The 17,898-nt window shown below is 50.4% G+C and carries 15 protein-coding genes and 1 pseudogene; 11 read left to right on the top strand and 5 right to left on the bottom strand.

The genetic code is table 11. The features are described 5' to 3' along the window. Positions 1–6: 6 nt before the first annotated feature. The 8 genes and pseudogenes from FEK43_RS00540 (at position 7) to mscS (ending at position 8,642) form a co-directional block, all read left to right on the top strand. Positions 7–1,284 carry a zinc-binding dehydrogenase gene (locus FEK43_RS00540; RefSeq protein WP_130207879.1) on the top strand — a complete coding sequence of 426 codons (1,278 nt, stop codon included), beginning with the start codon at positions 7–9 and terminating at the stop codon, positions 1,282–1,284. Then, positions 1,281–2,245: pseudogene (gene glpX / locus FEK43_RS00535) on the top strand (class II fructose-bisphosphatase). The gene FEK43_RS00540 and the pseudogene glpX overlap by 4 nt, the downstream one beginning before the upstream one ends. Positions 2,246–2,266: 21 nt before the next feature. Beyond that, the gene (gene fumE, locus FEK43_RS00530; RefSeq protein ID WP_130207875.1) at positions 2,267–2,776 is read left to right on the top strand and encodes a fumarase E; all 510 of its coding nucleotides are present in this window, start codon (positions 2,267–2,269) and stop codon (positions 2,774–2,776) included. Beyond that, positions 2,773–3,501: a nucleoside/nucleotide kinase family protein gene (locus tag FEK43_RS00525; protein WP_135407784.1), complete on the top strand. Its 729-nt coding sequence runs from the start codon at positions 2,773–2,775 to the stop codon at positions 3,499–3,501. The genes fumE and FEK43_RS00525 overlap by 4 nt, the downstream gene beginning before the upstream one ends. 303 nt (positions 3,502–3,804) lie before the next feature. Then, positions 3,805–4,824, top strand: coding sequence for an erythrose-4-phosphate dehydrogenase (gene epd / locus FEK43_RS00520; protein ID WP_135407782.1), 1,020 nt, complete (start codon positions 3,805–3,807; stop codon positions 4,822–4,824). A 49-nt stretch (positions 4,825–4,873) separates the two neighbouring features. Continuing rightward, positions 4,874–6,037: a phosphoglycerate kinase gene (gene pgk, locus FEK43_RS00515; protein ID WP_135407780.1), complete on the top strand. Its 1,164-nt coding sequence runs from the start codon at positions 4,874–4,876 to the stop codon at positions 6,035–6,037. Between the two features lie 141 nt (positions 6,038–6,178). Further along, on the top strand, positions 6,179–7,258 hold the full coding sequence (gene fbaA / locus FEK43_RS00510) for a class II fructose-bisphosphate aldolase (protein ID WP_000034372.1): 1,080 nt from the start codon (positions 6,179–6,181) through the stop codon (positions 7,256–7,258). Between the two features lie 526 nt (positions 7,259–7,784). Next, positions 7,785–8,642: a small-conductance mechanosensitive channel MscS gene (gene mscS / locus FEK43_RS00505; protein ID WP_135559240.1), complete on the top strand. Its 858-nt coding sequence runs from the start codon at positions 7,785–7,787 to the stop codon at positions 8,640–8,642. 41 nt (positions 8,643–8,683) lie between these two features. On the opposite strand, the gene FEK43_RS00500 is transcribed toward mscS, so the two are convergent. Further along, positions 8,684–9,613, bottom strand: coding sequence for a hypothetical protein (locus tag FEK43_RS00500; RefSeq protein WP_135407777.1), 930 nt, complete (start codon positions 9,611–9,613; stop codon positions 8,684–8,686). A 214-nt stretch (positions 9,614–9,827) separates the two neighbouring features. Here FEK43_RS00500 and argO point away from each other — a divergent pair, with 214 nt between their 5' ends. The 3 genes from argO to FEK43_RS00485 all read left to right on the top strand — a co-directional run bounded on the left by argO (position 9,828) and on the right by FEK43_RS00485 (position 12,363). Next, positions 9,828–10,463 carry an arginine exporter ArgO gene (gene argO, locus FEK43_RS00495; RefSeq protein ID WP_130207865.1) on the top strand — a complete coding sequence of 212 codons (636 nt, stop codon included), beginning with the start codon at positions 9,828–9,830 and terminating at the stop codon, positions 10,461–10,463. Positions 10,464–10,555: 92 nt separating this feature from the next. Next, on the top strand, positions 10,556–11,296 hold the full coding sequence (locus FEK43_RS00490) for an oxidative stress defense protein (RefSeq protein WP_064529765.1): 741 nt from the start codon (positions 10,556–10,558) through the stop codon (positions 11,294–11,296). A gap of 170 nt (positions 11,297–11,466) precedes the next feature. After that, positions 11,467–12,363: a LysR family transcriptional regulator gene (locus FEK43_RS00485; protein ID WP_130207863.1), complete on the top strand. Its 897-nt coding sequence runs from the start codon at positions 11,467–11,469 to the stop codon at positions 12,361–12,363. On the opposite strand, the gene scpC is transcribed toward FEK43_RS00485, so the two are convergent. Genes scpC through scpA form a run of 4 tightly spaced genes read right to left on the bottom strand, consistent with a single transcriptional unit; the run spans position 12,360 to position 17,792 of the window. Next, complete coding sequence (gene scpC / locus FEK43_RS00480) at positions 12,360–13,838, bottom strand: propionyl-CoA:succinate CoA transferase (RefSeq protein WP_135407775.1); 1,479 nt, start codon at positions 13,836–13,838, stop codon at positions 12,360–12,362. The genes FEK43_RS00485 and scpC overlap by 4 nt on opposite strands. A gap of 25 nt (positions 13,839–13,863) precedes the next feature. After that, positions 13,864–14,649, bottom strand: a complete 786-nt coding sequence (scpB, locus tag FEK43_RS00475; protein WP_130207859.1) for a methylmalonyl-CoA decarboxylase — start codon at positions 14,647–14,649, stop codon at positions 13,864–13,866. Between the two features lie 10 nt (positions 14,650–14,659). Then, positions 14,660–15,655, bottom strand: a complete 996-nt coding sequence (meaB, locus tag FEK43_RS00470) for a methylmalonyl Co-A mutase-associated GTPase MeaB (RefSeq protein ID WP_138158389.1) — start codon at positions 15,653–15,655, stop codon at positions 14,660–14,662. Further along, entirely contained in the window at positions 15,648–17,792 is a 2,145-nt protein-coding gene (gene scpA, locus FEK43_RS00465; protein WP_135407772.1) for a methylmalonyl-CoA mutase, read from the bottom strand. The genes meaB and scpA overlap by 8 nt, the downstream gene beginning before the upstream one ends. Between the last annotated feature and the right edge of the window lie 106 nt (positions 17,793–17,898).

Raw genomic sequence — 17,898 nt, 5'->3', positions numbered from 1 at the left:
GTAAAAATGAAAACCAAAGTTGCTGCTATTTATGGCAAGCGGGATGTCCGTCTGCGCGAATTTGAATTGCCAGAAATTACCGATAATGAACTGTTAGTGAGTGTAATTTCTGACAGCGTCTGTTTATCGACCTGGAAAGCGGCGTTACTCGGTAGTGAACATAAACGCGTACCCGACGATTTAGAAAATCATCCGGTCATTACCGGGCATGAATGTGCCGGGGTTATTGTCGAAGTGGGTAAAAATCTCACCGACAAATATAAAAAAGGTCAGCGTTTTGTATTGCAACCGGCGATGGGGTTACCAAGCGGATATTCAGCGGGCTACAGCTACGAATATTTTGGCGGTAACGCCACCTATATGATTATTCCAGAGGTAGCCATTAATTTGGGCTGCGTATTACCGTATCACGGCTCTTATTTTGCTGCGGCGTCGCTGGCAGAGCCTATGTGCTGCATTATTGGCGCTTATCATGCCAATTATCACACCACGCAATATGTTTATGAGCATCGCATGGGCGTCAAACCTGGCGGCAATATTGCACTGCTGGCGTGTGCAGGTCCGATGGGAATTGGCGCTATCGATTATGCCATTAACGGCGGCATACAACCGTCGCGGGTGGTGGTGGTCGATATCGACGACAAACGTCTGGCGCAGGTGCAGAAGTTGCTGCCAGTGGAGCTGGCGGCCAGTAAAGGCATTGAGCTGGTGTATGTGAATACCAAAGGGATGAGCGATCCTGTCCAGATGCTACGGGCGCTGACGGATGATGCCGGGTTCGATGACATTTTTGTTTATGCGGCGGTGCCTGCTGTTGTTGAAATGGCGGATGAATTACTGGCGGAAGATGGCTGCCTGAACTTCTTCGCCGGTCCGACGGATAAAAACTTCAAAGTGCCGTTTAATTTCTACAACGTCCATTACAACAGCACGCACGTCGTCGGTACATCCGGTGGTTCAACGGATGACATGAAAGAGGCTATTGCCCTTAGCGCCACGGGGCAGTTGCAGCCGTCGTTTATGGTGACCCATATCGGTGGGCTGGATGCGGTGCCAGAAACCGTGCTCAATCTGCCGGATATCCCTGGCGGTAAAAAACTCATTTATAACGGCGTGACCATGCCGCTCACTGCCATTGCCGATTTTGCCGAAAAAGGCAAAACCGATCCGCTGTTTAAAGAGCTGGCGCGGCTGGTTGAGGAAACGCACGGCATCTGGAATGAACAGGCCGAGAAATATCTGCTGGCGCAATTTGGCGTTGATATTGGGGAGGCCGCGCAATGATGTCCCTGGCGTGGCCATTATTTCGCGTTACGGAACAGGCAGCGTTGGCTGCCTGGCCGCAAACCGGCTGTGGCGACAAAAATAAAATTGATGGCCTGGCGGTCACCGCGATGCGCCAGGCGTTGAACGACGTCGCTTTTCGTGGGCGAGTGGTTATCGACGAGGGAGAAATTGACCATGCGCCGATGCTGTGGATTGGCGAAGAGGTGGGCAAAGGCGATGGGCCAGAAGTCGATATCGCGGTTGATCCCATTGAAGGCACGCGGATGGTGGCGATGGGGCAGAGCAATGCGCTGGCGGTCATGGCTTTCGCCCCTCGAGATAGCCTGTTACATGCGCCCGATATGTATATGAAAAAGCTGGTTGTTAATCGACTGGCTGCCGGGGTGATTGATCTGTCTTTGCCCCTGGCGGACAACCTGCGCAACGTGGCGAAAGCGTTAGGCAAACCGCTGGACAAGCTGCGCATGGTTACGCTGGATAAACCGCGCCTGAGAGCCGCAATTGAGGAAGCAACACAGCTGGGCGTGAAGGTTTTTGCCCTGCCGGATGGCGATGTCGCCGCCAGCGTGCTGACCTGCTGGCAGGATAATCCTTACGATGTGATGTACACCATCGGTGGCGCACCGGAAGGCGTTATTTCTGCCTGTGCTGTTAAAGCGTTGGGTGGGGATATGCAGGCGGAATTAATCGATTTTTGCCAGGCCAAAGGTGACTACACCGAAAATCGGCAAATCGCAGAACAGGAGCGTAAGCGTTGTAAGGAGATGGGGGTTGAAGTCAACCGTGTGTACTCACTCGATGAACTGGTGAGGGGAACGATATCCTCTTTAGCGCTACGGGCGTGACGAGCGGCGAGCTGGTGAACGGTATCCAACAGACGGCGAATTGGGTGCGGACGCAGACATTACTGATCGGCGGCGCGGACCAAACGTGTAATATAATAGACTCCCTGCATTGATGGTGATCTATCGGAAGACGAATGGCGACGCTGACAGAAGATGATGTGCTTGAGCAACTGGACGCACAGGACAATTTATTGTCATTTATGAAAACTGCGCATTCTATTTTGCTCCTGGGGATACGCCAGTTTCTGCCGTCGCTGTTTGTCGATAACGATGAAGAGATCGTCGAATATGCAGTGAAGCCGTTACTCGCCCAAAGCGGCCCGCTTGACGATATTGATGTTGCGCTGCGTTTGATTTATGCGCTGGGGAAAATGGATAAATGGCTGTATGCCGATATCACGCACTTTTCCCAGTTCTGGCATTACCTGAACGAACAGGATGAAACGCCCGGATTTACCGATGATATAACCTGGGATTTTATCAGCAACGTCAATAGCATAACCCGCAATGCGACGCTCTACGATGCGTTAAAAGCGATGAAGTTCGCCGATTTCGCCGTCTGGTCAGAGGCGCGTTTTAGCGGGATGGTCAAAACGGCGCTGACGCTGGCAGTAACGACAACTTTAAAGGAATTAACGCCGTGAAAATCGAACTGACGGTGAATGGACTAAAGGTACAGGCGCAGTACTCTGATGATGAAATTGAGAATGTACATAAACCGCTACTGCGTATGCTGGCGGCCTTACAGGCGGTAAATCCGCAGCGACGTACGGTGGTTTTTCTTTGCGCTCCGCCGGGGACGGGTAAATCTACATTAACTACCTTCTGGGAATATCTCGCGCAACAAGACCCGGAACTGCCCGCTATTCAGACGCTGCCGATGGATGGTTTTCACCATTACAATAGCTGGCTGGATGCGCATCAATTACGCCCCTTCAAAGGTGCACCAGAGACATTCGACGTTGCGAAACTGGCGGAAAATCTGCGCCAGGTCGTGGAAGGGGATTGTACGTGGCCGCAGTACGATCGACAAAAACATGATCCGGTAGAAGATGCGTTGCACGTTACCGCACCAATAATCATCGTCGAAGGAAACTGGTTGTTGCTGGATGATGAGAAGTGGCGCCAGCTTGCGCAATTTTGTGATTTTTCGATCTTTATCAACGCGCCCGCAGCTGCATTGCGTGAACGGCTGGTGGGGCGCAAGCTGGCGGGGGGGTTATCGCTGGCAGATGCAGAAGCCTTTTATGAACGTACCGACGGTCCGAATGTTCGCCGGGTGCTTGAAGAGAGTCTGCCTGCAAATTTGACCTTAATGATGACAGCTACGGGTGAATATCGACGCTGCATCAGTCATATTCTGATATAAGTCAGGGTTTATGACGGCACAACGAAAAGATTTTGCTACGCTTATTCGTGATTCTGCAAAGTGGAATAAATTCCAACGCATCAGGCCGGAAAACGTGACGCAAGTCAGATAATTGTCTTCTTTGACTGGACAATCATTCCTTTTATTCCATGTTTCGCTTATCCTAGCTGAAGCGTTTCAGTCGATTAAATGTTCGACAATTAACCAATCAGTCGCAGTTTGCGACAGGTAAGGTTTCCCCGAACGATTTGCTGGATTACTCTGTCTGGCAAATTTGCTCAGGGAAAGCCTTGCAGGAGATCTATGACCGTACGCGTAGCGATAAATGGCTTCGGTCGCATCGGGCGTAATGTGGTTCGTGCTTTGTATGAATCAGGACGCCGGGCGGAAATTACCGTGGTGGCAATCAACGAACTGGCGGATGCTGCGGGCATGGCGCATTTGTTGAAATATGACACCAGTCATGGCCGTTTTGCATGGGAAGTCCGTGAGGAACGTGATCAACTTTTTGTTGGTGATGATGTCATCCGCGTATTGCATGAACGTTCACTGCAATCGCTTCCCTGGCGTGAACTAGGCGTTGATGTGGTTCTCGACTGCACCGGCGTATATGGCACCCGCGAGCATGGCGAAGCGCACATTGCCGCCGGGGCCAAAAAAGTGCTCTTTTCACATCCTGGCAGTAACGATCTCGACGCGACCGTTGTTTACGGCGTCAATCAGGATCAACTTCGTGCGGAACACCGCATCGTTTCTAACGCTTCCTGTACCACGAATTGCATAATTCCTGTCATCAAATTGTTGGATGATGCGTACGGTATTGAGTCCGGCACTGTGACTACAATTCACTCCGCCATGCACGATCAACAGGTTATTGATGCATACCATCCTGACCTGCGCCGCACCCGGGCAGCCAGCCAGTCGATCATTCCGGTCGATACCAAACTGGCCGCCGGTATCACACGATTTTTTCCGCAATTTAACGATCGCTTTGAAGCGATTGCGGTACGTGTGCCAACCATAAATGTGACGGCAATCGATTTAAGCGTGACGGTGAAGAAACCTGTAAAAGCCAATGAAGTCAACCTGTTGCTGCAAAAAGCAGCACAAGGTGCATTTCATGGTATAGTTGACTATACGGAATTACCGTTGGTCTCTGTAGATTTTAACCACGATCCGCACAGTGCCATTGTCGATGGCACCCAAACCCGGGTCAGTGGCGCACACCTGATCAAAACGTTGGTCTGGTGCGATAACGAATGGGGCTTTGCTAACCGAATGCTCGACACGACGTTAGCTATGGCTACTGTTGCTTTCAGGTAAGACGCAAGCAGCGTCTGCAAAACTTTTAGAATCAACGAGAGGATTCACCATGTCTGTAATTAAGATGACCGATCTGGATCTTGCTGGGAAACGTGTATTTATCCGTGCGGATCTGAACGTACCAGTAAAAGACGGGAAAGTAACCAGCGACGCGCGTATCCGTGCTTCTCTGCCGACCATCGAACTGGCCCTGAAACAAGGCGCGAAAGTGATGGTAACTTCCCACCTGGGTCGTCCTACCGAAGGCGAGTACAACGAAGAATTCTCTCTGCTGCCGGTTGTTAACTACCTGAAAGACAAACTGGCTAACCCGGTTCGTCTGGTTAAAGATTACCTCGACGGCGTTGACGTTGCTGAAGGTGAACTGGTTGTTCTGGAAAACGTTCGCTTCAACAAAGGTGAGAAGAAAGACGACGAAACCCTGTCCAAAAAATACGCTGCACTGTGTGACGTGTTCGTAATGGACGCATTCGGTACTGCTCACCGCGCGCAGGCTTCTACTCACGGTATCGGTAAATTCGCTGACGTTGCGTGCGCAGGCCCGCTGCTGGCAGCTGAACTGGACGCGCTGGGTAAAGCACTGAAAGAACCTGCTCGCCCGATGGTGGCTATCGTTGGTGGTTCTAAAGTATCTACCAAACTGACCGTTCTGGACTCCCTGTCTAAAATCGCTGACCAGCTGATTGTTGGTGGTGGTATCGCTAACACCTTTATCGCGGCACAAGGCCACGATGTGGGTAAATCTCTGTACGAAGCTGACCTGGTTGACGAAGCAAAACGTCTGCTGACCACCTGCAACATCCCGGTTCCGTCCGATGTTCGCGTAGCGACTGAGTTCTCTGAAACCGCTCCGGCTACTCTGAAATCTGTTAACGATGTGAAAGCTGACGAGCAGATCCTGGATATCGGTGATGCTTCCGCTCAGGAACTGGCTGAAATCCTGAAGAATGCGAAAACCATTCTGTGGAACGGTCCGGTTGGCGTGTTCGAATTCCCGAACTTCCGCAAAGGTACTGAAATCGTGGCTAACGCTATCGCAGACAGCGAAGCGTTCTCCATCGCTGGCGGCGGCGACACTCTGGCAGCAATCGACCTGTTCGGCATTGCTGACAAAATCTCCTACATCTCCACTGGCGGCGGCGCATTCCTCGAATTCGTGGAAGGTAAAGTACTGCCTGCAGTAGCGATGCTCGAAGAGCGCGCTAAGAAGTAAAAAATCACAGGGCAGGGAAACCTGCCCTTGTTGCAGCGCGCTTTTAAAGCACGCACTTTTTCATACTCTAAATAATTCGAGTTGCAGCACAGCAACTTGAGGTATGGCGAGTATAAGGCCCGACGATACAGGACAAGAGACATGTCTAAGATTTTTGATTTCGTAAAACCTGGCGTAATCACTGGTGATGACGTACAGAAAGTTTTCCAGGTAGCAAAAGAAAACAACTTCGCACTGCCAGCAGTAAACTGCGTCGGTACTGACTCCATCAACGCCGTACTGGAAACCGCTGCTAAAGTTAAAGCGCCGGTTATCGTTCAGTTCTCCAACGGTGGTGCTTCCTTTATCGCTGGTAAAGGCGTGAAATCTGACGTTCCGCAGGGCGCTGCTATCCTGGGTGCGATCTCTGGTGCGCATCACGTTCATCAGATGGCTGAACACTATGGTGTTCCGGTTATCCTGCATACCGACCACTGCGCGAAGAAACTGCTGCCGTGGATCGACGGTCTGCTGGACGCGGGTGAAAAACACTTCGCTGCTACCGGTAAGCCGCTGTTCTCTTCTCACATGATCGACCTGTCTGAAGAATCTCTGCAAGAGAACATCGAAATCTGCTCTAAATACCTGGAGCGCATGTCCAAAATCGGCATGACTCTGGAAATCGAACTGGGTTGCACCGGTGGTGAAGAAGACGGCGTGGACAACAGCCACATGGACGCTTCTGCACTGTACACCCAGCCGGAAGACGTTGATTACGCATACACCGAGCTGAGCAAAATCAGCCCGCGCTTCACCATCGCAGCTTCCTTCGGTAACGTACACGGTGTTTACAAGCCGGGTAACGTTGTTCTGACTCCGACCATCCTGCGCGACTCCCAGGAATATGTTTCTAAGAAACACAACCTGCCGCACAACAGCCTGAACTTCGTATTCCACGGCGGTTCCGGTTCTACTGCTCAGGAAATCAAAGACTCCGTAAGCTACGGTGTAGTTAAAATGAACATCGATACCGACACCCAATGGGCGACCTGGGAAGGTGTACTGAACTACTACAAAGCGAACGAAGCTTACCTGCAGGGCCAGCTGGGCAACCCTAAAGGCGAAGATCAGCCGAACAAGAAATACTACGATCCGCGCGTATGGCTGCGTGCCGGTCAGACTTCGATGATCGCTCGTCTGGAAAAAGCATTCCAGGAACTGAACGCGATCGACGTTCTGTAAGATATTCCTCTCTGCTTATCTCAAGGCCCGCTCTGCGGGTCTTTTTTTCGCCAAAAGCAAAATTGCCTGATGCGCTACGCTTATCAGGCCCACACGTATCCTGCAATATATTGAATTTGCAGGTTTTTGTAGGTCGGATAAGGCGTTCACGCCGCATCCGGCATGACAAAGCGCTCTTTGTCATCTGTCTGAGGCCCGCTCTGCGGGTCTTTTTTTCGCCAAAAGCAAAATTGCCTGATGCGCTACGCTTATCAGGCCTACAAGTGTCCTGCAATATATTGAATTTGCAGGTTTTTGTAGGTCGGATAAGGCGTTCACGCCGCATCCGGCATGACAAAGCGCACGTTGTCATCTGTCTGAGGCCCGCTCTGCGGACCTTTTTTTCGCCAAAAGCAAGGTGATGTACTTAAGAAATCTGTGATCCATTTGGCAAAATTATGCTTTATTGTTTACCCTTGTCAGACTGCCCGTCGTGAGGCGGCGGAGTATGTTTCTCCAATTTAAGTCAGTTGAAAAGGAATATTGAATGGAAGATTTGAAAGTTGTCGATAGCATAAACGGCGCAGGATCCTGGTTGGTAAACAACCAGGCGCTGTTGCTGAGTTATGCTGTAAACATCGTGGCGGCACTCGCGATCATCATCGTTGGTTTGATTATCGCGCGGATGATTTCCAACGCGGTGAATCGCCTGATGATCTCCCGTAAAATCGATGCCACCGTTGCTGATTTTCTTTCTGCATTAATCCGTTACGCAATTATCGCCTTTACGTTAATTGCAGCACTGGGCCGCGTGGGCGTACAAACCGCATCGGTCATTGCCGTACTCGGTGCCGCAGGTTTAGCTGTAGGTCTGGCCTTGCAGGGGTCACTATCTAACCTGGCTGCTGGCGTTTTGCTGGTTATGTTCCGCCCGTTCCGTGCAGGAGAATATGTTGACCTCGGCGGCGTTGCCGGTACTGTTCAGAGTGTGCAGATTTTCTCCACCACCATGCGTACCGCAGACGGTAAAATGATTGTTATTCCGAACGGTAAAATTATTGCCGGTAATATTATTAACTTCTCTCGTGAGCCGGCGCGCCGTAACGAATTTATTATTGGCGTAGCGTATGATTCTGATATCGATCAGGTTAAGCAGATCCTGACCGATATTATTCAGTCCGAAGATCGTATTTTAAAAGATCGTGAAATTACAGTACGCCTGAACGAACTGGGCGCATCGTCGATTAATTTCATCGTTCGCGCCTGGAGCAACAGTGGCGATCTGCAAAACGTGTACTGGGATGTGCTGGAACGTATTAAACGTGAATTTGATGCTGCTGGCATCAGCTTCCCGTATCCGCAAATGGATGTGAACTTCAAGCGGGTGAAAGAGAGCAATAGTTAATTATGTAATGAGGGCTTATCAAGGTGATAAGCCCTCGTTTTTTAACAACTAAAATCAAATTTCATATTTTTAAAGTCCAGCCAGGCATTACCTGCACCGAAATTATACCCACCGAAATACTCTTCAAACTCAATATAATAAGGCGACATTCCGTTTGGTATAGACTGCACGAGCGCCATTGAACCACCGAGATGATTGGGCAGATGTGCACTATGCCACTGGTGAGTTTCACATTTACTTTTTCCCTCTGCATCTTTAGAAAAATATCGAATGGACTGATATTCCGTATTATTTCTTTCTGTGGGGCTAATTCCCGCATTAGGATCAAAAGCGCGCGGCTCGCATGAAATCGCCAGATTGAAAGCCAGCGACTGCTCAGGAATGGTGCCCATTTTACGGTATACAAAATTGCTTTCAGGCGTATCTTTTGGCCTGACGTTAGCCTGAAAATAACTAAACGCACTGCCAATAGTCAGCCATTCTGGCGTATCTTGCTGGTCGCGATAGTGGTTAGGTATAAGTTCAGGCGGCTCACAAAATGGGCCGTTGAACTCGTGCTGGGTGAGTAAAATCACCGCATAAGAACAGCCTAATATATCTTCCATCCGAAATAGCCGTGGATGTCGTTGCTTTTCTGCCTGCCAGAAAACATAAAGATCTGGATCTTCAGGTGGGGGGCAGGATTCAAAATTCTCAAACACATCCAATATTTCTTCTGTACATGGTGTTCCGCCATCGTTGTGCTCGGGCGCAACAGCAAAGAAAGATAACGCGACAATCTCTGGCCCATAAATCCGATAATCTTCCGGCAACAGCAGGGTAAATCCATGATTCAATGGGAAACCATTATTTGGATCCAGCGGCCACTGTTCGGGCGTTATGCCTGGCGGTAGGCCAAAGCACCAACCTTGTTGGCGCGGTATATTTTCGTGGATAGGGTAGGGGAGAAGAGTGAGATCATAGGCTTGCATAGTGTTAGTCCTTTACAACGCTAGCAGGAAAGAGAGCCATAACGCCGTTTATGTTATGGGGAATGATGAGATCTTTATCCTAAAATCAGTTACCGAATAGAATTATTTATTTTTTTATTAAAATTATTTATATGCTATTAGCATTATAAATTTTATCTAATAACAATCCCGCGCTATAGTCTCTTTATCAGATAATTAGTTCGGAATGTTCAACGTGTTTTCTTATTATTTTCAAGGGCTTGCTCTTGGTGCTGCTATGATTCTGCCGCTTGGTCCGCAAAATGCTTTTGTGATGAATCAGGGCATTCGTCGTCAGTACCACATTATGATTGCTTTGCTCTGCGCGATAAGCGATTTGGTCCTGATTTGCGCCGGGATTTTTGGTGGTAGCGCGTTATTGATGCAGTCACCGTGGTTGCTGGCGCTGGTGACCTGGGGCGGTGTGGCCTTCTTGCTGTGGTATGGCTTTGGTGCTTTTAAAACGGCGATGAGCAGCAATATTGAGCTGGTTAGTGCTGAAGTGATGAAGCAGGGACGTTGGAAAATTATTGCCACTATGCTGGCAGTAACCTGGCTGAATCCACATGTTTACCTGGATACCTTTGTGGTATTAGGCAGCCTGGGCGGACAGCTTGATGTCGAACCAAAACGCTGGTTTGCGCTCGGGACGATCAGTGCCTCTTTCCTGTGGTTTTTTGGTCTGGCGTTATTAGCCGCCTGGCTGGCGCCGCGTTTGCGTACCGCCAAAGCGCAGCGCATTATCAATCTCGTGGTGGGCTGCGTTATGTGGATTATCGCCCTACAACTGGCGAAAGAGGGTGTTGCTCATGCACAAGCCTTGTTCAGTTAGGCGCTATCTGATGGAAAAATTAAACAGAGACGCTAAGCTTGCCTCCAGAGGTCCTGAGTTTTGGGCAAGTCAATTAACACGGAGAGACTAACGTGAAGTTCAAAGTTATCGCCCTGGCGGCATTGATGGGTTTCAGCGGGATGGCTGTGCAGGCCAATGAACTACCGGATGGTCCGCACATTGTCACTTCAGGAACGGCAAGCGTTGATGCGGTGCCAGATATCGCTATTCTTGCTATTGAAGTTAACGTGACGGCGAAGGATGCCGCTTCTGCCAAGAAGCAGGCGGATGAGCGTGTCGCGCAATATATCTCTTTCCTTGAACTCAATCAGATCGCGAAAAAAGATATCAGTTCCGCGAATTTGCGTACCCAGCCAGACTACGATTACCAGGATGGTAAAAGTATCCTGAAAGGCTATCGTGCCGTGAGAACGGTGGAAGTCACGCTTCGTCAGTTAGACAAACTGAATTCCTTGCTGGATGGCGCGCTGAAGGCCGGACTCAACGAAATTCGTTCTGTGTCGTTGGGCGTGGCACAGCCAGATGCCTATAAAGACAAAGCGCGTAAGGCAGCGATTGATAACGCGATTCATCAGGCTCAGGAGCTGGCGAACGGCTTTAATCGCAAACTGGGGCCGGTATATAGCGTGCGCTACCATGTTTCCAATTATCAGCCCAGCCCAATGGTACGCATGATGAAAGCCGATGCCGCGCCGGTTTCCGCCCAGGAAACTTACGAGCAGGCCGCTATTCAGTTTGATGATCAGGTCGATGTGGTCTTCCAGTTAGAACCAGTGGATCAACAACCCGCTAAAACACCTGCCGCACAATAATACCTGTAGCCCGACTCATTTGTCGGGCTAATGTCTTTATCTGATATCGCCTCTTTTTTCTGTAATTTTCTGTAAAACCATGACGTAAACACCTATCTTTGCTTGCGATTTCATTAAGGATTAACTTACTGAAACGGTTAAGCGGACAGGGATGTTTGGAGGAAGCGGCGATGGATATTTTTATTTCGAAAAAGATGCGCAATTTTATTTTATTAGCGCAAACCAATAATATTGCCCGAGCGGCAGAAAAGTTACATATGACTGCTTCACCGTTCGGCAAAAGTATTGCCGCGCTAGAGGAGCAAATTGGTTATACATTATTTACCCGTAAAGATAATAACATCAGCCTTAATAAAGCCGGGCAGGAGCTTTATCAAAAGCTCTTCCCGGTTTACCAACGGCTTTCTGCGATCGATAATGAAATTCATAATTCTGGACGTCGTTCTCGTGAAATTGTGATAGGTATCGATAATACCTATCCGACGATTATTTTTGATCAGTTAATTAGTCTGGGTGATAAGTATGAAGGCGTGACGGCCCAGCCGGTTGAATTCAGCGAAAATGAGGTTATCGACAATCTCTTCTATCGTCAGCTTGATTTTATTATCTCTCCGCAGCATGTTTCCGCTCGTGTACACGGGTTGGATAATCTAACAATGAGTGAACTGCCGCCGCTGCGACTGGGGTTTCTCGTTTCTCGCCGTTATGAAGAGCGTCAGGAGCAGGAGTTGTTACAGGAGTTGCCCTGGTTACAGATGCGCTTTCAAAACCGTGCTAATTATGAAGCGATGATTGATGCGAACATGCGCCCTTGTGGGATCAATCCAACAATTATTTATCGCCCATACAGTTTTATGGCCAAAATCAGCGCCGTTGAGCACGGACATTTTCTTACGGTGATCCCACATTTTGCATGGCGGCTGGTGAACCCAGCTACGTTGAAATATTTTGATGCACCGCATACGCCAATGTATATGCAGGAATACCTTTATTCACTGAAAAATCATCGCTATACCGCCACGCTGCTACAGCAAATTGCTGAAGATCGTGACGGTACGAGCGATTAACCCAGCATTGAGCCCGTTTCGATCAAATTGCGATGCAGATCGAAAACGTGGCTAAGATCGTGGTGAATATGCCCGCCGGGTGCATTCTCCAGATAGCGATGCAGATAGTCACGGTACATCGGATGTGCGCAGTTATCGATGATAGTGCGCGCGCGCTGAAGTGGGGAGAGGCCACGTAAGTCGGCGATCCCTTGTTCTGTGATGATCACTTTCACGCTGTGTTCGCTGTGATCAACATGGCTGCACATAGGCACGATGGTTGAGATCTTGCCTTCTTTAGCAATCGACGGTGCCATAAAGATCGACAGATACGCGTTGCGTTCAAAATCACCGCTACCGCCGATACCATTCATTAAATTAACGCCGACGACGTGCGTGGAGTTGGCGTGTCCGTAAATATCAAACTCGAGGCCGACATTCAGAGCGATAACACCAAGGCGGCGGATAATTTCTGGGTTATTGGAAATTTCTTGCGGACGTAGCACAATGCGACTGGCGAAGTAATCCATATTGGCGTAAATCTTGCGCAGTGAATCGGCAGAAATTGTCAGACTGGAGGCGCTGGCCCCGGTAATTTTGCCGGTTTCCAGAAGATGAACCACAGACTCCTGTAGCACTTCCGAATACATCATAAACGGAGGAATTTCCGGGTTTTCCCCCAGACGCGCCATTACCGCATTATTGATGTTGCCTACCCCGCTTTGCAGTGGCAGAAATTCCCGCGGAATGCGCCCCTGCGCCATTTCACGCAACAAGAAGGTGACCACATTGTCGGCGATTTGCTGGCACACAGGATTTTGTTTATCCAGCGAGTTACCTGCATCAGGTAAGTTAGTTTCCACGACGGCGACAATTTTTTTCGGATCGATTTGTACATAGCGGGTACCGACGCGATCCATCGCATGGAAGATCGACACGCTATTGCGCCGCGGTGGTGCGCCAGGAGTCACAATATCCGCCAGTTCTGCAACGCGCGGATCGTGATAATGATTGAGTTCAATGATCACTTTCTTTGCGCGCAGCAACCAGGTCGGGGCATTACCGATCCCACTGGTTAACCAGACACGACCATCCGGAGCGAGGGCTGAGGCTTCAATTACCGCAACATCGATGTCGCCGAAAAAGCCGTAGTTGACCATTTGCGCAACTTCGCTCAAATGCAGATCAACAAAACTAACCGATCCCTGATTGATCTTTTTACGCAATCCCAATGATGTCTGGTATGGCGCGCGCCATGAAACGGCGTCAGCTTCAGAGAGTATGTCATCGGCGGCGGCGCTAATCGACGCTCCGGTCAGCAGGCGAATTTGATACGGTTTTTTCGCCTCATGTTGTTCATTGGCGCGACGGGCAATGGCAACAGGAAGAGCCTTGGGCGAACCCGCAGGGGTAAAACCACTGAATGCCACCATATCGTTGTGCTGGATAATTTCCGCCGCTTCATCGGCGGTCATCCTTGTCCGGGTAATATTCATCCTTTGCTCCTTAGTTCGTGGATCATTAATGACCGACGAAATTAGGTTTACGTTTTTCCAGGAAGGCGTTCATACCTTCCTGATAATCTTCGCTGTCATAAACCGCCCGGCGCATCCCTTGAATACGCTCAAATTCATCTGAATTCATAGTGTGCGCTTCACCCAACACGCGCAGCTCTTCCTTGATTACTGCAATGGCTAACGGTGCTTTTTCGGAAATGTGGTGAGCCGTTTGTAAGGTGAAATCTTCAAGTTCATCGGCCTCAACAACGTGGTTAAGAATGCCAACAGCCAGCGCGCGTTGGGCGGTGATTGGCGAAGCGGTAAAAATCAGCTCTTTGACAATGTGGAAGCCCGCGTCGCGAGTCAGGTTGTGGATCCCCACCAGGTTATACGGTACGCCCAGGTTGACTGGCGTCATTGAGAAGGTAGAGGTACTGGCGGCGATGATCAGATCAGAGCTCATGATCATTTCAAATGCGCCACCCCAGACGCTACCTTCGACCATCGAAATTACTGGTTTAGGGCATTTTTGGATCACGCGGGTAATTTGACGTAGCGGATCATCGTAAGAGAGCGGATCGCGACCTCCTGACGGCAACTCATGAATGTCGTGACCTGCGGAAAAGACTTTGGAACCACTTGGGGCACGCAGAATGATGCAGCGGATTTCTGGACGATTGAGATCGTTTAATGCCTGAATCAGGTCATCAATAAAGACTTTACTTAACGCATTGAGTTTGCGGGCATAGTTAAACTCAATGACCGCCACTTTGTTGATGATGGCTACATTAACATACTGATAAGACATAAAAATTCCCTTAATTAAAATATTGAGTCTGGATAAAATCACTGAGCTGCCGCAAACCTGTGCGCGGCGAGAGCATATTATTTTTGACCGCTAGTAGCGTTTGGCTGTAATAGCGATCGAAATCTTCATTAGTGAACAGGTGGCGTAGCACTTCTTCTTCGGTCTGTTTACGCAGCCATTCCACCGATTGTTGTTGCCGCACCTGTTGTAAACGACCGCTGGTAGTCAGTGCGGTTTTGAAATCGATAATTGCGCGCCAAATTTCATCAATGCCGCATTTTTCCAGTGCGCTACAGGTGAGGACCTGTGGCTGCCATTCGTCATATTTGCGGCGCAAAATATGCAGAGCGCTTTCGTACATATGGCGGGCAATGGCAACATTGGTGTGGTTATCACCATCATCTTTGTTGATGACAATCAGATCCGCCATCTCCATCAAACCCTTTTTAATGCCCTGGAGATCATCGCCACCACCGGCAATTTGCAGCGAGATAAAGCAGTCCACCATGCGGGCGACTTCCGTTTCTGACTGCCCGACGCCGACGGTTTCAACGATCACCACGTCATAACCCGCCGCTTCACATAACAGCATTAACTCCCGCGCCCGCTGGCTGGCGCCGCCAAGGTGACCAGATGACGGAACCGGGCGAATAAACGCTGCATCGGCACGCGCCAGTTCGGTCATGCGAGTCTTATCCCCAAGGATGCTGCCACCGGTCACTGGGCTGCTGGGATCGACGGCAATCACCGCGACTTTCAGCCCCTGGCGGATCAGCAACATACCGAAGGCTTCAAGAAAGGTACTTTTTCCTGCTCCTGGCGTGCCGGTAACGCCCAGTCGTAGGGCGTTACCACAAAACGGCATGATGGCATCGAGCAGTTGAGTGCTGAGTGCCTGATGGCGAGGGTGACGGCTCTCAACCAGCGTCATGGCCTGGGCGAGCGTGGCTCGCTCACCCAGACGTAGGCGTAGAATGCTGTCTGCCAGCGTGGCTTCGTTAATCATGATGTTGGCTAATCCGGTTGAGCACATCACGCACGCTGTCGAGCATGGGAGTACCAGGACCGTAAATCGCCGCCACGCCACGCTCTTGCAGAAAGGCATAATCTTGCGGCGGAATAACGCCACCGGCGACCACGCAAATATCTTCGCGCCCCCATTTTTTCAGGGCTTGAACCAGTTCCGGGATCAGCGTTTTATGTCCTGCTGCAAGCGAGGATGCGCCCACCACATGAACGTCGTTTTCCACTGCCAGGCGGGCGATCTCTTCCGGCGTGGAGAACATGGGACTCAAATCAACGTCGAAACCAAGATCGGAATAGGCGCTGGCAATGACTTTCGCTCCGCGATCGTGTCCATCTTGTCCCATTTTGGCGATCAGAATGCGCGGGCGACGACCATTGTCGGCAAGGAACAGCTCCGTTTGCGCAACAATTGCATCAAACTCGAAGGCTGATTTTTCCGACTGATGATAGCTTTGCGCAATGACGCCGGTAACACACTGGCTCGGTACCAGATAACGGTCAAAAGCGGCTTCCAGCGCATCGGATATTTCACCCAGCGTCGCGCGAACGCGAGCCGCATTAACAGCGGCAGCCAGCAGGTTTTCGTTATGCTGTGCAGCGTGAGTCAGAGCGTTCAACGCGGCGGTTACGGCGGCATCATCACGGGTGGCGCGAATGCGTTCCAGCGAAGCAATTTGCTCGTTACGCACCATCACGTTGTCGATTTCAAGGACATCAGTTTCATCTTCGTGATCCAGTTTGTACTTGTTGACGCCGACGATCACGCGTTTGCCCTGGTCGATCAACGACTGTTCACGAGCAGACGCTTCTTCGATCATCCTTTTTGGCAGACCTGCTTCGATCGCCTTCGCCATGCCTCCGGCTTCGTCGATCTGATCAATGATGGCTCTGGCCTGTTTCACGATCTGATCGGTTAGTGACTCAACGTAATAAGAACCGGCCAGCGGATCGACGGTGCGACAGAGTTCTGACTCTTCCTGAATAATGATCTGGGTGTTACGGGCAATACGTGCCGAAAAATCGGTCGGCAAACCAAGCGCTTCATCAAAGGCATTTGTATGCAGCGACTGGGTTCCGCCAAGGGTAGCTGCCAATGCTTCAATGGTGGTGCGGATAACGTTGTTATACGGATCCTGTTCGGTGAGACTCCAGCCGGAGGTTTGACAGTGGGTGCGTAGCGCCAGCGATTTCGGATCTTTAGCACCAAACCCGCTTACTGCTTCGCTCCAGAGATAGCGTGCGGCGCGCAGCATGGCGACGTTCATAAACAGGTCCATGCCGATACCAAAGAAGAACGACAGGCGCGGGGCGAAGTCATCAATTTTTAAGCCAGCAGAGAGAGCTGCTTTGATGTACTCAATCCCATCGGCGAGAGTAAACGCCACCTGTTGCACACAGTTCGCACCGGCTTCGCCCATGTGGTAGCCGCTGATGCTAATGGTATTGAAGCGCGGCATATTGCCGGAACACCAGGCGATAATGTCAGCGATAATGCGCATAGAAGGTTTCGGTGGGTAAATATAGGTATTGCGGCAGAGGTACTCTTTGAGGATATCGTTCTGAATTGTACCCGTCAGTTTATCGGGGGGAACGCCTTGCTCTTCTGCCGCCACGATATAAAAGGCCAGCACTGGCAGGACTGCGCCGTTCATGGTCATCGAAACCGACATTTTATCCAGCGGGATTTGGTCGAAGAGCACTTTCATATCTTCTACGGTGTCGATAGCGACGCCCGCTTTGCCAACATCGCCCGCCACGCGCGGGTTATCGGAGTCGTAGCCACGGTGGGTGGCAAGGTCAAACGCCACGGAAAGACCTTTTTGCCCAGCAGCCAGGTTACGGCGATAAAAAGCGTTGGACTCTTTGGCGGTCGAGAAACCGGCATACTGACGGATGGTCCACGGTTGGGCGGTATACATGGTGGCGCGGGGACCACGAACGTAGGGCGGCAAGCCAGGAAGGGTACCGGTCACTTCCAGATTGTCGAGATCGGCTTCGGTATACAGTGGCTTGATGGCGATCCCTTCCGCCGTTTGCTGAACCAGTGAGTCGACGGTTTTCTCCCGACGGCTCAACTCCTTGTTGGCAAGCTGTTGCCACTCTTGCACGTTTGACATTATTTGCTCCATAAAACGCAATAAAAATGAGGGTGTTTGCGCTTACGGTGAGCTTTTTATACGGGTTTGTCGCCAGCAAAAAAAATGGAATGGGGCGTCGTTTTTT

Origin of the sequence: Escherichia sp. E2562 (assembly GCF_005781075.1) — a bacterium.
Lineage (GTDB): Bacteria > Pseudomonadota > Gammaproteobacteria > Enterobacterales > Enterobacteriaceae > Escherichia.
The sequence above is the reverse complement of the archived record's forward strand: the minus strand, read 5'-3'. Positions and strand labels throughout refer to the sequence as shown.

What these genes read in the sequence shown, in the direction of transcription:
- FEK43_RS00500 (WP_135407777.1), bottom strand. Translation starts at nt 9,613, where the DNA reads ATGCAAGCCTATGATCTCACTCTTCTCCCCTACCCTATCCACGAAAAT.
- fbaA (WP_000034372.1), top strand. Translation starts at nt 6,179, where the DNA reads ATGTCTAAGATTTTTGATTTCGTAAAACCTGGCGTAATCACTGGTGAT.
- scpB (WP_130207859.1), bottom strand. Translation starts at nt 14,649, where the DNA reads ATGTCTTATCAGTATGTTAATGTAGCCATCATCAACAAAGTGGCGGTC.
- epd (WP_135407782.1), top strand. Translation starts at nt 3,805, where the DNA reads ATGACCGTACGCGTAGCGATAAATGGCTTCGGTCGCATCGGGCGTAAT.
- scpA (WP_135407772.1), bottom strand. Translation starts at nt 17,792, where the DNA reads ATGTCAAACGTGCAAGAGTGGCAACAGCTTGCCAACAAGGAGTTGAGC.
- pgk (WP_135407780.1), top strand. Translation starts at nt 4,874, where the DNA reads ATGTCTGTAATTAAGATGACCGATCTGGATCTTGCTGGGAAACGTGTA.
- scpC (WP_135407775.1), bottom strand. Translation starts at nt 13,838, where the DNA reads ATGAATATTACCCGGACAAGGATGACCGCCGATGAAGCGGCGGAAATT.
- mscS (WP_135559240.1), top strand. Translation starts at nt 7,785, where the DNA reads ATGGAAGATTTGAAAGTTGTCGATAGCATAAACGGCGCAGGATCCTGG.
- meaB (WP_138158389.1), bottom strand. Translation starts at nt 15,655, where the DNA reads ATGATTAACGAAGCCACGCTGGCAGACAGCATTCTACGCCTACGTCTG.
- FEK43_RS00540 (WP_130207879.1), top strand. Translation starts at nt 7, where the DNA reads ATGAAAACCAAAGTTGCTGCTATTTATGGCAAGCGGGATGTCCGTCTG.
- fumE (WP_130207875.1), top strand. Translation starts at nt 2,267, where the DNA reads ATGGCGACGCTGACAGAAGATGATGTGCTTGAGCAACTGGACGCACAG.
- FEK43_RS00485 (WP_130207863.1), top strand. Translation starts at nt 11,467, where the DNA reads ATGGATATTTTTATTTCGAAAAAGATGCGCAATTTTATTTTATTAGCG.